Raw genomic sequence first — 15,899 nt, 5'->3', positions numbered from 1 at the left:
TACTACAATCAATAGAACAGTTTTTTCTAACCGTTAAAAAAGAAGAGTAAATACAATGAGCAAGATGAAAACACTACTACTAGGCGCGGGTATTAGTTTAGCCGCAAGCTTCTCGTTTAATGCAGCTGCCGCTGATGGCGCTGCACTTTATACAGCTAAAAATTGTCAAACCTGCCATGGCGCTGAAGGTAAAGCACCAATTATGGGTATGTACCCAAAACTAAATGGTCAAAATAAAGACTATTTAGTTGCACAAATGAAAGACATTAAATCAGGCGCGCGTAGCAACGGTATGTCTATGGCCATGAAAGCAATGGTTGCAACGGTGACTGATGAAGAGTTTGACGCAATTGCAGATTACCTAGCTAACGTAAAATAATTTACGCAGTTATTTAGTTTTATAAACAGCCACACAATAGTGTGGCTGTTTTGTTTGTGTTTGCTATAAAATAAAGACTGCTTTAGACTTCTAAACATCTATTTGTACTGATTAACAATGTACGCTTTGAAAAGGTTTAATATGTTTGATTTACCTCAACTTGATTTAAAAAATAAAGTATCAGCACAAGAGTGGCAACTGCGTATTGACTTAGCGGCATGTTATAGGCTGGTTGATCATTTTCGTTGGGGCGATTTAATTTATACGCATTTATCAGCACGTTTGCCTGGCACCGATCATTACTTAGTCAATGCCTTTGGTTTAACTTTTGATGAAGTAACTGCGTCTAATTTAGTGAAGGTCGATTTAAATGGTAATATTATCGACGATACGCCATTTAGTATTAACCCAGCAGGTTTTACCATTCACAGTGCGATTCATGAAGTTCGTGAAGACGCGCATTGTGTTATTCATCTTCATACTAAAGAAACAATTGCTGTTGCCACGCAAAAAAAAGGTTTATTACCGCTTAGCCAGTATTCAATGTTTTCACTGCCATCGCTTTCTTATCATGGCTACGAAGGGCTTGCGGTAAACGACGATGAACGAAAAGTGCTACAAGACGATTTAGGCAGTACTAACCATATGTTATTAGTCAATCACGGTGGCCTAACGGTAGGTCCAACTGTGGGCGATGCGTTTATGCGCTTTTATGATTTACAGCGCGCATGCGAAATACAATTAGCGCTGCAAGCAAGCTCGCAAGAGGTTATTGAGGTACCGCAGCCTATAATCGACAATATTTATAATCAAGCAAACGTAGTACACAGTGGCAGCACTGGCGGGCAACTTGCGTGGCCTGCGATGTTACGTAAAGCGTATCGACTTGACCCTAGTTTTGCAAAATAACCCATAGTGGTTAATAAGGAATTTAAATGAAAGTAAATCGTGTTGAAGTATTTGATATTCACTGTCCTGATAGACCTTCCTGGACACCGGTGTTTGTACGTATTCATACTGATGAAGGCATTAGTGGTGTTGGCGAAGCGGGCCTTGCTTACGATTTAGGTCACAGCGCAGCCGCAGCCATGATTAAAGAAATGGCTGATGCCTTTTTAATCGGCCATGACCCGTTTCAAACCGAAAAACTATGGTCACGTATGCTGCGTGAGAGCTTTTGGGGCTTAGGCGGCGGACCTGTTGTATATGCTGCAATGAGCGCAATTGATACCGCACTTTGGGATATTAAAGGTAAAGCGCTTGGTTTACCTGTATACCAATTATTAGGTGGTAAAGTTAACGACAAACTACGTACATACGCATCGCAATTGCAGTTTGACTGGGATAGCGAATTTAAAGCGCTAGTACAGCCGCAAGAATATGCAGAAGCTGCTTTAAAAGCGATGGCTGAAGGTTATGATGCGGTAAAAGTAGATCCAATTCAGTACGATAAAGATGGCAATACTTATTACGACCGTACAAAAATAATCTCACGTACTGAAATGAAACTTTACCGTGCACGTATGCAAGCAATTCGCGAAGCCGTGGGCGACGAAGTAGATATTATTTTTGAATGCCACAGTTTACCGGGTGTTACCACAGCCATTCAGTTGGGTGAAATTGCACAAGAGTTTGACTGTATGTATTTTGAAGAGCCAGTTAACTACTTAAACCATTCACTGCATGCCAAAGTAGCCGATAAAGTATCGGTACCGATAGCCGGTGGCGAGCGTTTGTATAACCGCTGGGGAGTGCGTCCATACTTAGAAGATCAAAGTATTGATGTACTACAGCCAGATATTGGTTTGTGTGGCGGTTTTACCGAAACCAAAAAAGTATGTGACTACGCTGATATTTTTGATGTGCGTATTCAAGCGCATGTATGTGGCGGGCCCGTTGCAACAGCAGCCTCGCTGCACTTAGAAACAGCGATACCTAACTTTTTGATTCATGAACATCATACTTATGCGATTAAAAAGTGGAACCGTGAATTGTGCTTGCAAGATCCACAACCTAAAAATGGCTTTTTTGAAGTATCAGAAGAGCCTGGGTTAGGTATTGAATTAAACGATGAGATTGTTATGCGCTCTCAACGCGTAGAAATAAAATAGTTCAGCAAAGCATAATAAAGCCCCGCAGCCAATGTACATTGGTTGCGGGGCTGTTGGCTAATTGTTATTTATTCAATAGTGTTTTCTAAATTAGAAGATTCTATTTTTTTGCCTTTATAAATGGTAAATAATTTACCGCCAAAGCGAACCTTACCGCGTTTTCTTTCTATTAATGCGCTGGGTATTATTTCATTATTTAATAGCTCAACAAATTGTTTGCGTGCGCGATGAATTTGAATATTTACATGCGCTTCACTGATCCCTAAATCCTTAGCTAGCTTTTTAACTTGTACCCACCCTTGTGTATCTGCTTCAAAGCCATTTTGAATATCTTGTAGTTTATAACGCGCTAATAGCAGGGTGAGATAGTGATGTGAGCGAACATCAAAATCGAGTAGTGCAGTCTGACTTTTAATTTTAAGTTCGGCTAACTCTTCATCAAGACTGAGGTTAAAAATAAATTCCAAGTTATTACTTGGCTGTGCTTTTAGCTCGACTGTTTTTTCTTGGGTGGCTGCGCCAGCTAGAAATAAGCGCCATACATTGTTGCCCACACGCAAATCTTGACCATCATTAATTGGTTGTTGTAAGTGTTCATGCATGTCTTCATAATACCAACAGTGCTGCTGTGAATCGAAATGCAAAATAACTTCAGGGTGCTTATTATTAGGTAAAAAGTGGTATTGCTCTAGGTATATAATTTGCTCTTGTGATTCATTTACCGGAAACAGTAAATCTCGTGGTGGCTCTACCGAAGTAACGTGATACACCAAATTATTGATTTGTGAAAAACTGAGTTTATCGCCTTGTTTTAAAAGTGTATTTTGGTTTGTAGCGATTTTAATGTCGTTTAACCAGACCCCATTTTTACTTAAATCATTGATATACCATTGCTCATTAAGCCACTCAATTACGGCATGGATACGTGTGACTTCAGGGAAATCAAGAAAAGTATCTACAGAATGCGCTAATCTACCAAAGCGATGAAAGGCACGTAAATATAAGTTTTTTTGCGATTTAGTGTGTTTTAAAATGGCCATAATTAATCATTTATTTCCAGTTGTTATTCTTTATTATAGTTAAATAATATCAATAGATTGCAATTATTTGACCTTTGAAGTTAAACTAATGGTTAACATAATTTTAATAATCGGGAGCAGTGTGTTTAAACTCGAAGATCATTACCGAGAGCTACATCCTTTGGCGCAAGGTGGTATGAGTAAAGTATACCTTGGCATTGATTTAAAATTAGATCGACAAGTGGCGCTCAAGGTCATTGATTTATCATCTCCTATATCTGATAAAACCTTGTTGGAGGCTAAATTATTAGCGTGCTTTAATCATCCAAACATAGTGCAAATTTATAAAACTATTCAACATGACGAGCAATTGATTCTAGAGATGGAATATGTCAAAGGCACAACGCTTGAATGCTTAATTAAACAACAAAATCTTACACTACCAAAAAAACTTGAGTTGCTACTTGATATAACTCAAGGACTATTTGCAATACATCAACAGAATATTTTACACCTTGACCTCAAAGCAGCCAACGTATTGGTTAATGAAAGTGGCTCAGCTAAAATTGCTGATTTTGGTATTTCACAAATAAAAGACACTTTTCAAACTCAAGAAAACAGTAGTTTTGGTAGTTTAACAGCTATGTCGCCAGAGCAACTAAACGAGCAGCCGTTAGATTTTAGAAGTGACTTGTTTTCATTGGGGCTAATTGCTTACCAACTTTTTGCTAACCAACATCCATACATGGGGCAATCGCCCACACCTTCTAATAAATCAATTGCAGAACAAATAAAAAATAGTCGCTGCCGTGCTGATGCTTGTGCTATTGCGGATATTCCTGAGCCATTAGGATTATTGATAAATCGTCTTCTTTCATATCATGTAAAGCAACGTCCTGCATCGAGTGCTGAAGTTATTGAAGAGTTGAAGCATATCATGATGTTGCTAAATAATAATAGCGAGACGATTTCTCTGGCGGATATTCAGTTAGCAAGCAAACAGAAAAAATGGAAAGAATTTACTGTTTTTACATTATTATCGTGTATTGCTATTGGCCTTTTTTCAGTGAGTATTTGGTACTGGCAGGCAAATAAACCTAAAACTTACGTTGCAGTACTCCCCATTGAGTTTAGCAAAAAAACTAAGCTATTAGATTCTCAAAAGCAAGTGCTCAATCTGGCAATTAATGATGCTATTAGACAATATTTATTAGATACCTCAGGTTATGCGTTAATTTCTCAGATCGAAATTCGACAAACTCAAAAGTTATTAGGAGACAATTTAAGTTTGCCTATTTTAGGCAAAGCGCTTAATGCGGATCAGTTACTTACTACTCATTTAGACTGTACTCCATTGTCGTGTGATATTAATTTAAGTTTACTTGATGGTAAAACTGGCACTTTAGTTCGTGCTGAAAGAAGCGCGAGTGATACTGAGAATTACATGGGTATTTATAATGTAACAAGCAGCTTCATCGAAAAACTCTATACGGGTGATATTGCGACTAAACAAGCATTAAGAAAAGAGCGTGAATTTTTAGAGCGCTATGTAAGCTTGGTCAACGTTGTTTCAACTAACTCCCGAAATACTCTTTCTGTCATTGCAGATATAGAGGATTTAATATTACATAGCCCTGAATTTACACCTTTATATCCACTATACCGTAAAATTGTACTGCGTCATTATGATGAAACACTCAATCCTGAAGTGATAAAAAAACTAAAAATGACATTAGATACGCTTCCGAGCGCTTATCATGACAGCCCCGCTTATTTAATTGATTTGTTAGATATTTATCAACATGTTAAAGACAAGTACAACATGGATATAGTAATCGGAAAAATCCAAAAATCAGATATTGAAGAGTTTCAAAAGCAAACTTTGCTAGCTATTTATTATAAAAGAAGTGGTGAGTTAGAACGTTCATTAACTCATGCAAAGCTTGCTTATAAAATAAGACCGATGCTTATAACAACACGAAATTTAGCAATTGTTCATGTAATGCTCGGGGATAATAAAAAAGCATCTGAATATTTATCAAAAATATTAACACATATCCCAAATGATTTTTTTGCCTTGCAAACACTGGCTGATATTTCGCTGTTATCAGGAGATTTAGTTAAAGCAGAAGTAAATTATCAGCGATTAATTACGAGTTCGACAGCTATTTCATCAACATATTCAAATTACTCTATTGTGTTGTCTTTAAAAGGAGAGCTTACAGAAGCGCTATATTATGCGCAAAAGGCAGTGGAACTTTCGTCTAAAAATAGTACGCAACAGCTTAACTTGGCCGATATTTTATTTATGTTAGGTAAAAAGGATCAGGCTTCTGACATTTATAAAAACATAGATAAAGGGATTGCTGATGATACACAAGTTGTTGAACTCCTATTAGAAAAAGCGCAAGCGCAAGTTCATTTAGGTAAAAGCCAAAAGGCGATGATTAGCATTGATCGGGCTTTAAATCAAAACTCTGAATTAAGTGAAGTTTATTTTGTAAAAGCTATGGTTCAAACTATTTTAGGAGAAAAGTATTCAGCGGTGGCATCGATAGAACAAAGTATCAAAAAGGGCTGGAGTCCTGTGTTCTATCGGCTTATTTGGTTTAAACCGTTATGTACAGAGAATCAATTTAAAACACTCTTAGGTAAAGAGAATTATAATTCTCTCTGTACATAGGTCAGTTAGTCTGGTTCCATACCTTGAAGGATTACGCGCGGATCTTGAGAAAAATAACGCATTTTAGATTCCGAATTAGCTTTATTTTTCGCTACAAGGCGGAAGTTTACTTCATAATCTGCACTCTCACTTAGCAGGCCAGAAATAGCTTCATCTGGATTGTCAGCAAGTTTTGTTGCCAGCTCAGCAGGTAATGCGTGAGCAGGAATAATGCTTGAAATAGACACAATAAGTGATTGACCGCCATTTGCTACTATACTTGTTAATTGATAATTAAAATTATCTTTGGCATCAGAGAAATACGTGCCATTTTCAGCAAATTCCCATTCTGGGCAATCAGCCAATTCATAATATAAATTGACGGCTTGCCCTACCTTTAGTTTTTTATAATCAATACAAATATTTTCACTATCTCCACCCGTTGGGCTAGAAATGTCCCATTGTCCATCTTCTTTAGGAATAACTCGAAAGCTAAGATTACTCATTTTAATATCCTGTTTTAGGGTTAATAAATATCATTGTAGTTACTTTTGCAGCTTAAGTAAGCTGCGGTTATGTATAAAGCATATACTTAAGTGAGCTTAGCGCTTTTTTGTATATCACTGCCACAGAGTAAACTAATTATTTACTCGACAATTAACATCATTTAGCGCTTTGGTTGCCTTGCTATCAAGGTGGCGCACAAAACATTGTCCATCTTTAATCATTAACTCAAATTGATCGGGCATGTTGAGCTGCTTGCCCATAATAGGGTTACCCAAAGCACCTTTTTGATTAAGTCTATCAAGTGTCACCGTACTGCTTGTTAGAAATACGTCATCAGCCAATTGTACATGCGGACTATGAAGTAGCAGGGCGATAACTTCGGCGACAGCGGCACTATTAGGCTCTACTAATAATGCATGTTGCAGCTTAGGTGTCGACTCTGAGCTTTGTGCTGAGCATCCAGATAGTGCAATCGCTGTAATAATAGTGACTATTAATGAACGTATTTTCATAGTTTATCTCATGTTATCGCGAAGAATAATGTTTTGTTCAAGCATAGTTTGGATTCGCGTATCTTTTACCTCAGGGGTATCAGTAGATGATGCAAAACCGCGCATGCTGTTTATTGAGCTTGCTGCTGGGCAGCTGCCGGAGGTGCGATACTCTAATGCTGTTCTAAGCAGTCTTTCATCCGCACTACCTAGTTGCTTGGTAAAATCATCTGCAACGGCGCAGCCTTCAATGCGCATGGGTTGACGAGCGTTATCAACCGTATTTTGTGGTGCAAACCCATCTGAGTATTCACCAAAACCTTTATTATTCTGGCCAGTAAATTGAATAGTGAAATAAGTCGTATCACAATTATTGGTAGGGTAAAAACCATAGGGCTTACCACATGTACCAGAGCCAATTTGAATAACCTCTATATCAGCACCGCGTAACCCATTCATAATAGCCTCACTTGCAGAGCAAGTATTACTGGTGGTAAGTACATAAACACGATTTAGGTTTAGTGTAGGTAGTTGGCTGCCGCTTACAATACTTGCGCTTTTATCAAACCCTTTAAACTGATTAGTAAAGGGCATCGGCGTTATTGTTTCACCTGTTACAGGGTTTGTATTTGGATTTTTATCATTAAAGATTGTACGCTCAAAAAATTTACCTTGCGTGTTTGCGTTACCCGCAACCATGTAGGCAACTTGACTAGCCAATTCTAATAAGCCGCCGCCGTTGTAGCGTACATCAATCACTAAATCTTTAATATTACTCGCAGCAAGTTCGTTAAATGCATTATATAGTTGCTCTTCGGCAATCGCGTTGTGAGTATTAAATTGAAAATACCCTACATCACCACCGGCAAGGTCTGTGCGAACATTGATCACTGGTTGGGATGTTACATTTTGGGACGTAAGTGTAATGGTGCGATTTTCGTTAGTGCTGATATCTTTAAATATAAACTCGGTTACTTTCCCTGTTAGCTTTGGAAATAAGCCTGCATTAAGGGTACTAACATCACTAGCTGAAGTTGCATTAACAAAATCAATCCCATCGACTTCAACAAGCTCAAATCCACGTATTATATTTTGACTACTTGCTGGCGTATTTGGCTCGGTATAGGTAACAACGGCTTGTCGTGGGGCACTACTAGCGATTAATTTTATATTAAAGCCATAGCCATAACTAATGCCGGCTTGGTTTTGGCGCTCCCATTCATCGGTTGATAAAGTGAAATGAAAGTTATCTTTCTCAGCACCAGAGTCAGTAAGTTCGTTCGTTTTAAGCAGCTCAAAATAATCAGCTACTGCGCTGGTAAGCGCAGGGTCGGTATCTATAATTTCGTCGTACCACAGGTAAGTTTCGTTACTCCAAGAGCGCAGCCAGTTTTTTTCATTAATTGCTTGGCACTGCCCTTTAAACTGATTTGCATTAGCAAACGTACCGGAAACCCAGCTGGCATTATTTGTAGTTGTGCCAGTACCAGTACTCGTATCGGCTGAGCTTCCTCCACCGCCACACGCGACTAGAGTGCTAGCGAGTGTCAAAGGTAGAAGTATTTTTGCCATATTTAGTTTAGTTAGAGTGAACATGTAGAGGCTCGCTTTTTATACTGTTGAGTAAATATAGCGGTTTTTATTTATACTTGGTAGAGAAGTTTAGCGTTTTTGTAGCTTAATTGGTGCCAAGTGCCTTCACTATGGCATAAACCTGAATAAGAGTGCCATAAGTTGTTGTAGCTAATGTTGATTTGGCAAACGGGGAAGTTACTAGCAAACATAATGCGCTGCTCGCCAAACTGTTTTAAAATTGTGTTAAAGCATTCAATTTGTTGGTGATTATTTAATGCTAAAAGCTCAAAGCCTGAAAACTTTATAAAAATATTACAGTGCTTGGCTAGTTGTTTAATCGCTTGTTGCCAAAGCGCAGTATTGTTAGGTAATCCCGCATGGTTAATGACAATCTGTAATTGTGGGAGCTGTTTAGCGTAGTGAGCAATTTTTTCTGTCACCGGTATATTTTCAAGCTCAAACTGCGCTTCAAAATGTAATTTTAAATGACTTAGGTACTCTAGATTATCAAAGCAATTTTTATTGAGTAAGCGAGTTGCATCATTGCCTTCGGTTATATCCCTAATCCCAGCTAAATGAGTATGTTGAATATTTTTTAGTGCAGCAGAGAAATAATCAGTTTCTTGATCAATTTGCGCAAAACTAATTGCTTTAAAAGGTGTTTTTTTTAAGTGCGTGGTTAGCCAATGTAACTCATTTATTGGCGCATTATTATCAAACCCCGCTTCAATATGTACAAGACCTGCAAGTTTAAAATCGGTGCTTTGAATTAAATCTTCTTCGCTAACAGGCTGTTTTATTTTGTCTAAATTTGGCCATGCTGGTGGGGAAGCACCTTGTAACCATGAGTATTGGCCCTCACTTAAATTAAAAAAGTGTACATGTGGGTCAATTATTTTTGTACTCATTGGGCTGTATAGCCACCATCAATGCTTTGTAGGCTGCCAGTAATAAAGCTGGCATCGTCACTTGCTAAAAAACTGACAAGTGCCGCAACTTCGTCAGCTTGACCTAATCGATTTAGCGGTTGAAGGCTGGCTTCTTCGGCAACTATTTCAGCTTTGTTAGCGCCACTTTGCGCGCAGTACGCATCTATTGCATTGTGAAATAGTGGGGTCTCTATTGTGCCAGGACATACCGCATTTACACGAATATTAAAGCTGGCGTAATCAAGCGCTGTTGTTTTTGCCATTGAAGCAAGGGCATGTTTAGTTAAGTTATACGCAAACGAGTTTTGCTTACCTATAATTGCCTGATCAGAAGCAATTAATATAATAGAACCACTATTTTGGACTTTCATATTAGGTAGTACACTCTGTACGGCAGCGTAAGCACCTTTCACATTAAGTGCAAAAAGCGCATCGAGGGTTTGCTCATCGGTGCTTTCAATATTAGCGCTTAAGTGTTTTCCTGCGTTGGAAACAAGTACGTCAACACGTTGTGTTTGTTTACATATGGACATTATACAGTGGCGTACGGCAGCGACATCACTAACATCGCATAGATGAAATTCACCGCTGTCGCTAGGCTCTATATCAAGGTTGTGAACCTGATAGCCGTTGTGTAATAAACGCTTTACTACGGCTAAGCCAATACCTTTTGTACCGCCAGTGACAATCGCAACTTTAGACATACTTGCTCCTTTAGTGCTTATTAGTGCGAGTGACCACAACCGCCTTCAGCATGAACATGGCCATGAGAAAGTTCTTCATTTGTTGCTTCGCGAACAGAAACAACCTCAACAGCAAATGTTAGTGTTTTACCAGCAAATGGGTGGTTTAAATCACAGTCTGCGTTAAAACGGCCTACTTTAACAATCGTTACCTGATGGCGACCTTGATTAGAGGTAACCATAGCGGTCATGCCTGGTTTCCATACTTTAACATCACCTTGTAAGTGCTTTAGGGGAATGCGTTGAATTAAGTCGTCAACACGTTCGCCATAAGATTCACTTGGCTCTAATGTTACGCTAAATTTTTCGCCAGCGGCTTTTCCTTCAAGGGCTTTTTCTAAACCAGGAAGCATGCCTTCGCTGCCATGAATATAAGTAAGCGGTGCGTCGTTTGTACTCGTTTCAACTTGCTCACCCGCTTCGCTAAGGGTGTAATGAAATTCAACCGCTGAATTTTTACTAATTTGCATGCTTGTCTCTTTAAATTTTACTATGTTAGGAGGTGATTTTACGCGAAATAGAGTTGTTTATAAACTTAACGTGGTTGATTTAGTGTTTTTTGTAGATCTAATAGTAAATTCTTTTTTATTGGTATTGCTTTAGGTTTTTTTGCTTGGGGTATAAACATCACGAGTTGCGTACCAGGTTTTAATACACTCGATGCAGAGAGTTTATTCCATTTAGCTAAATCACTATGAGCTACATCATACAGCTGGCTGATTTCCCATAGATTATCACCTTGTTTTACCTCATAGTTTACTTCTATAGTGGGAATAACCAATTCTTTATGTTCAAGGTAGGGACTTATTTTATAGTCAACCGTAAGGGATTTTGGAAGCGTTTTTGGTTGCCCAACTAAGAGCTTTTCACCAACACTAATTAAGTTTGTTTGTTTATTATTAAGCTGTTTTAAGGCGATGACTGACATGTCGAGACGCCTTGCAATGCTATAAAGTGTATCGTTTTTTATTACTATGTATTCACCTGCAAAATTAGCCCTAAAAAATTGGCTTTTTAAAAGTGCTTCTTGTCTGATAGGGAGAAGTAAAGTGTGCGGGCCATTGGGTGAGCTTTGATTTTTTAAATAGCCTTGATTGAGCGCATGTAATTGTTTTGAACCTACACCTGAAAGTTTAGCGATCACCGAAAAATCAAATTGTTGACCGACATCCATTTGTGTAGTCAATGGTTTGTAAGCTAATTTTGGACGCTTGAGTGGTTTTTTCGGGTGTTTGACCAGGTAGCTCAATGCAAGTAGTTTAGGTACGTAATCGGCTGTTTCCTTGGGTAAGTTTAACGACCAATAATCGGTGCTTTTTCCTCTTTTTTTGTTTTTTTCAATTGCACGTTTTACGCGACCTTCGCCAGTATTATAAGCAGCAAGGGCATGTAACCAATTACCATCAAAACGTTTGTGTAAGTAGCTCAAATAATCAAGTGCCGCATCAGTTGAGGCGAGTACATCTTGACGACCGTCATACCATTGATCTGACTTTACACCAAAGTGATGTGCCGTTGCGGCTACTAGCTGCCATATGCCTACCGCTTGTTGCGATGATACGATTGTGGGTCTAAAGCCGCTTTCAACAAATGGCAGTAACGCGAGCTCCATGGGTAAGCCTTTTTTTTCAACCTTTTTCACAATGTGATAAAAATAGGGAGCGGCGCGCTTATTTACTGTGCGTAAATAATTTGGCTGTTTTAAATACCAGTTAATGCGCTTATTTAACGCAACGTTTTTATGAATTTTGAAATGCAGGTTATTTGCAACATGTACCCATAAGTCAGTTACTTGAGTTTGACGCTTTTTAATATCAGTTTGTTTAAGTGGCGATGGTGCTAGTTTAGAACTGCTTTGTTTTTTTTGTAATTCATTTTCAGATTGGTTATCTGCCTCATGGTGGGTAAGTATTTTTGGAGCATCTTGTAGCTCAGGCTCTGTACTCCCGCAACCAAATAAAAATAGACTTAAACAAAATAAAACCAAGCTGCGCATAGTGATCACTTTTATACATTCCTTTTATCATTTTAACACAATCCGTTGTGTTGAGTTATTTAGTGTTTTTAGCGCGGATTAGCCCAGCTTGTAAAAATAAATCACTCGATTTTTTGTTAAGTGTCTCTTCTGTATAAGGTTTCATAACTGATTCAGGGAACGACAGCACCAGCTTTTCTACAGTCTGGCCTTTATTGTTTTTTACATGCTCAGTAATGGCTGTTAAAAATAATAAAGGCTGTTTAAGCTGAGCTCTATTAAGCGTACCACCGTGGCCTGGAATAATTAAGCTGAGCTTTGAATCGTTTATATATTGCTTAAGAAGTGCTTGCCAGCTTTTGAGTTCACCGTGACCTGGATAAGGGAGCCAATCTACAGCATCACCTCCAATTAAAACACTGCCACCGTTAGTACTAATGGTTAAATCGCCATTGGTATGTGCTGCATGCGCATTAAGCGTTAGCTCAAAACCGCCTAAATCGAGCGTTTTGCTCTTATTGATAGCAATTTGAGGGGCATTAAGTTGATATTCTCGCCAGCGAAATAGTCGCTTTTTTGCTAACTCTAATTTCTCTCGCCACTGTGGTTGATCTTCTTTAGCAATATTGGCTAAGCGTTGGTAGCTGAGTTCTATACTTTTTTCATAATTATCAAGCTGATTAGTAAATGCTTTTTGATACACACTAAAGTTATCATTGACTCGTTGATGAACAATTAGTTTTGCGTCAGGATAAAAGTGCTGCATTACTGCCATGCCAAGTAAGTGATCATCATGGTAATGCGTAGCAACTAAATAACATAAAGGGGTTTTGAGGCGTTTTTTTAAATCATTAACTAATCGTTCTACACCAGCAAAATTTCCGCTCGCATCTACAAGTAGCGCACATTTTTTGCCCTCAATTAACACTTGATTTGAGTCGTAAAAGCGCAGTTTATCTTCTTGTTTTAAAAATTGAATGTTGGCATTAATTGTCTCCCAACTAACTGCTGCATGGGATAGAGGGGCTAAAAAGAGCAAAATATATGCTAGTAGTAAGTGCTTACATGAAGTGATTCTATTGGAATTAATTAACTTCATTTAATCTCTCAACGCTATATTATTTTAATTGCTCTTATAATAAACAAAAAGCGCAGTGTGCGCTTTTTATTTTTGATGTTTAGGGTCACTTGCCAAATATTGACTCAATTTATCAATAAGTTGGTCTTGTTGTTGCTGCTCAACTGTAGCCTGTGTATTTGCTTCTAGCAATTCATGGCTTAAGTTAAGCGCAGCCATAAGTAAGGCTTTTTGATCGCTTCTGACTGTTGAGCGTTTTTTCATTTTATCAACTAAGTCATTTAGATTTTTAGCTGCTGCTATTAATGCATCTTCTTGTCCTTCGGGACAAGCAAATTGCTGCTCTTTACCTAGCAACTCAACAGTGACCCGCTGGTTTTGCAGCTCAGACATTAGTTAGCCTGTTGTGCGCTTTGTAACTTATCTAGAAGACCCGATAACGTAGTGCTCGCATCTTTTTGTTTTTCTTCGTTTTCAAGAGCTTCCAACTGTAATAGTTCATTCTCGTCAATGAGTTTACTATTTTGATCTTTTAAGTTAGAAACATCTGTTTGTAATTGATTGTTACGATCAATTAAGGAATCGATCAGTTGTTCGAGTTGTTGAAGAGTATTGTTATTCATAAAGGCGCTCATATAACTGTAATTAATGTCATGCAAATGTAAAGCAAAGTGTGTTGATTTGCCAGCATTTACGGCGGTTTTAGCTGATTTTTCTTCTTCGTTAAGGGATAATTCAGCGTATGTGCTTTTTCATTCAGAAATGGTTCACTCTCAGTTGCCAAAGTATAGAGCTTATGGTTCACTGTTTTTTATTAAATAGCGTATGGCGAAAATAAACAATGCTTAGTTACAGACACTCATTTCATGCTGGTAATCCTGCTGATGTACTCAAACATTTAGTATTAGCACAGGTGCTAGGCTATCAAACGCTTAAAGATAAGCCGCTTGATTATATAGACACGCATTCGGGTGCTGGTTTTTTTGAATTAGCTGCAGCTGATGCACAAAAAACACAAGAATATCAAGATGGTATTCAAAAGCTATGGCAACATACAAGTAAGCACGCAGCATTGAATGATTACATTGAGTTAATTAAATCATTTAACGAAACGGATGCACTGGAGTTCTACCCAGGTTCGCCAAAAATAGCTGAACATTTTTTACGTCGCCAAGATAAAGGCTGGTTTTTTGAACTTCATCCGCGAGATCTATTGTTACTAGAAGAAAACATGCAAGGTAAGCGATCGATTCGTGTGCGTGGTGAAAATGGTTTTGCAGGATTAGTGGGATTACTACCACCAGCATCTCGTCGAGCGTGTGTATTGATTGACCCTCCTTACGAAATTAAAGATGATTATGAAACAGTTGTAGCGACTTTAATTAAAGCATATCAACGTTTTTCTACCGGCACTTATATGATTTGGTACCCAGTAGTAGATAGAGAGCGCATTAATAATATGGAACAAGGGTTAATAGATTCCGGCATGCAAAACATTCAATTGTTTGAACTAGGCACTGAAGAAGATACTGATGTGCATGGCATGACGGCATCTGGCATGATAGTCATTAATCCGCCTTGGAAGTTAAAACACACTATGGATGAAGTGTTACCAGAGTTAATGAGTTTATTGAGTAAACCAAGTGGTTTTTATCGTAGCGAACAGCTCGTTGATGAGTAGGTTTTTATCACTTTAGCTTATAAAAAGCGCTGTATTTACAGCGCTTTTTTTTGTCTTATTTTTTAACGAATTTAGTTAAAATAACAATACGCTGGCCGTCAACACGGCCTTCAATATGCTCAGGGTTACTTGTCAAACCAATATTACGTACAGCGGTTCCGCGTTTGGCGGTAAGGCTGCTACCTTTAACATCTAAATCTTTAATAAGTGTCACAGTATCACCCGCTTGAAGTACCACACCATTGCTATCAACATGTTTAACATCGTCATCTTCTGCAAGTGCTTTTTTAGCCCAAGTAAGCGTGTCTTCTTCAAGGTAAATCATGTCTAGTGCGTCTTGCGCCCAGCCATTGTCTGGTGCTAAGCGCGAAAGCATTCTATAAGCGACAACTTGTACTGCTGGCGTTTGGCTCCACATACTGTCGTTTAAGCAATGCCAATGTGTTGGTGTTAATTCGCTATTGCTTTCGATTTGATCTTTACATGTTTGGCATGTGTAAATGCATTTATCTGAGTGGGTGTCTGTTACAGGAGGGACTTCGTAAACAGCTAGATGATCAGTTGCTGCACACAATTCACATTGGCTATTACTGCGTTCAATTAAGGCTTTTTCAATACTCATGGAGGCTCTTTTTCAGTGAGTTAACATTTTTATTTATTATACCCCAGCAGAGTCGCTTTGTGTTATATACCCCTTCATTTTGTATGGTTATAGTGTGCAACAAGCGAGTTTTTAATATAGGTCTGCG

Annotated in this window: 17 protein-coding genes; 5 read left to right on the top strand and 12 right to left on the bottom strand. The window is 38.4% G+C overall.

The features are described from left to right. The first annotated feature begins 55 nt into the window (after window positions 1–55). The 3 genes from PALI_RS03770 (at window position 56) to PALI_RS03760 (ending at window position 2,490) form a co-directional block, all read left to right on the top strand. Window positions 56–379 (top strand): c-type cytochrome, encoded by a 324-nt coding sequence (locus PALI_RS03770; protein WP_077536799.1) that lies wholly within the window; start codon window positions 56–58, stop codon window positions 377–379. Window positions 380–520: 141 nt separating this feature from the next. Further along, window positions 521–1,288 carry a class II aldolase/adducin family protein gene (locus PALI_RS03765; RefSeq protein ID WP_077536800.1) on the top strand — a complete coding sequence of 256 codons (768 nt, stop codon included), beginning with the start codon at window positions 521–523 and terminating at the stop codon, window positions 1,286–1,288. A gap of 26 nt (window positions 1,289–1,314) precedes the next feature. Next, a complete protein-coding gene (locus tag PALI_RS03760; protein ID WP_193154963.1) occupies window positions 1,315–2,490 on the top strand; it encodes a mandelate racemase/muconate lactonizing enzyme family protein in 1,176 nt (391 codons plus the stop codon). A gap of 68 nt (window positions 2,491–2,558) precedes the next feature. Here the strand turns inward: PALI_RS03760 and PALI_RS03755 are convergent, their stop codons facing one another. Next, window positions 2,559–3,530 (bottom strand): FHA domain-containing protein, encoded by a 972-nt coding sequence (locus PALI_RS03755; RefSeq protein ID WP_193154962.1) that lies wholly within the window; start codon window positions 3,528–3,530, stop codon window positions 2,559–2,561. Between the two features lie 121 nt (window positions 3,531–3,651). Between PALI_RS03755 and PALI_RS03750 the strand changes: the two genes are divergently transcribed. Next, window positions 3,652–6,192 carry a protein kinase domain-containing protein gene (locus PALI_RS03750; protein WP_193154961.1) on the top strand — a complete coding sequence of 847 codons (2,541 nt, stop codon included), beginning with the start codon at window positions 3,652–3,654 and terminating at the stop codon, window positions 6,190–6,192. 5 nt (window positions 6,193–6,197) lie between these two features. On the opposite strand, the gene PALI_RS03745 is transcribed toward PALI_RS03750, so the two are convergent. From PALI_RS03745 to zapB, 10 genes are all read right to left on the bottom strand, one after another. Further along, a complete protein-coding gene (locus PALI_RS03745; protein WP_193154960.1) occupies window positions 6,198–6,677 on the bottom strand; it encodes a hypothetical protein in 480 nt (159 codons plus the stop codon). A gap of 132 nt (window positions 6,678–6,809) precedes the next feature. Further along, window positions 6,810–7,190, bottom strand: coding sequence for a hypothetical protein (locus PALI_RS03740; protein ID WP_193154959.1), 381 nt, complete (start codon window positions 7,188–7,190; stop codon window positions 6,810–6,812). Between the two features lie 3 nt (window positions 7,191–7,193). Beyond that, window positions 7,194–8,765, bottom strand: a complete 1,572-nt coding sequence (locus tag PALI_RS03735; RefSeq protein ID WP_193154958.1) for a S41 family peptidase — start codon at window positions 8,763–8,765, stop codon at window positions 7,194–7,196. A 47-nt stretch (window positions 8,766–8,812) separates the two neighbouring features. Then, window positions 8,813–9,652 carry an amidohydrolase family protein gene (locus tag PALI_RS03730; RefSeq protein ID WP_193154957.1) on the bottom strand — a complete coding sequence of 280 codons (840 nt, stop codon included), beginning with the start codon at window positions 9,650–9,652 and terminating at the stop codon, window positions 8,813–8,815. Continuing rightward, on the bottom strand, window positions 9,649–10,377 hold the full coding sequence (locus PALI_RS03725) for an SDR family NAD(P)-dependent oxidoreductase (RefSeq protein WP_193154956.1): 729 nt from the start codon (window positions 10,375–10,377) through the stop codon (window positions 9,649–9,651). The genes PALI_RS03730 and PALI_RS03725 overlap by 4 nt, the downstream gene beginning before the upstream one ends. 20 nt (window positions 10,378–10,397) lie before the next feature. After that, window positions 10,398–10,886 (bottom strand): FKBP-type peptidyl-prolyl cis-trans isomerase, encoded by a 489-nt coding sequence (locus tag PALI_RS03720; protein WP_193154955.1) that lies wholly within the window; start codon window positions 10,884–10,886, stop codon window positions 10,398–10,400. A gap of 65 nt (window positions 10,887–10,951) precedes the next feature. Continuing rightward, on the bottom strand, window positions 10,952–12,412 hold the full coding sequence (locus tag PALI_RS03715; protein WP_193154954.1) for a transglycosylase SLT domain-containing protein: 1,461 nt from the start codon (window positions 12,410–12,412) through the stop codon (window positions 10,952–10,954). A 55-nt stretch (window positions 12,413–12,467) separates the two neighbouring features. After that, complete coding sequence (locus tag PALI_RS03710; RefSeq protein WP_193154953.1) at window positions 12,468–13,490, bottom strand: MBL fold metallo-hydrolase; 1,023 nt, start codon at window positions 13,488–13,490, stop codon at window positions 12,468–12,470. Window positions 13,491–13,556: 66 nt separating this feature from the next. Further along, on the bottom strand, window positions 13,557–13,862 hold the full coding sequence (locus PALI_RS03705; protein WP_077536811.1) for a cell division protein ZapA: 306 nt from the start codon (window positions 13,860–13,862) through the stop codon (window positions 13,557–13,559). Next, a complete protein-coding gene (gene zapB / locus PALI_RS03700; protein WP_077536812.1) occupies window positions 13,862–14,092 on the bottom strand; it encodes a cell division protein ZapB in 231 nt (76 codons plus the stop codon). Before zapB ends, PALI_RS03705 begins: the two co-directional genes overlap by 1 nt. A gap of 218 nt (window positions 14,093–14,310) precedes the next feature. On the opposite strand from zapB, the gene PALI_RS03695 reads away from it, so the two are divergent. Further along, complete coding sequence (locus PALI_RS03695) at window positions 14,311–15,150, top strand: 23S rRNA (adenine(2030)-N(6))-methyltransferase RlmJ (protein ID WP_193154952.1); 840 nt, start codon at window positions 14,311–14,313, stop codon at window positions 15,148–15,150. Between the two features lie 55 nt (window positions 15,151–15,205). Here PALI_RS03695 and PALI_RS03690 read toward each other — a convergent pair whose 3' ends face one another. Further along, window positions 15,206–15,772, bottom strand: a complete 567-nt coding sequence (locus tag PALI_RS03690) for a PhnA domain-containing protein (protein WP_182702387.1) — start codon at window positions 15,770–15,772, stop codon at window positions 15,206–15,208. Window positions 15,773–15,899 lie beyond the last annotated feature (127 nt).

This window comes from Pseudoalteromonas aliena SW19, from assembly GCF_014905615.1.
GTDB lineage: Bacteria > Pseudomonadota > Gammaproteobacteria > Enterobacterales > Alteromonadaceae > Pseudoalteromonas > Pseudoalteromonas aliena.
Note: the sequence above shows the minus strand (reverse complement) of the source record. Positions and strands in the feature narration are given on the sequence as shown.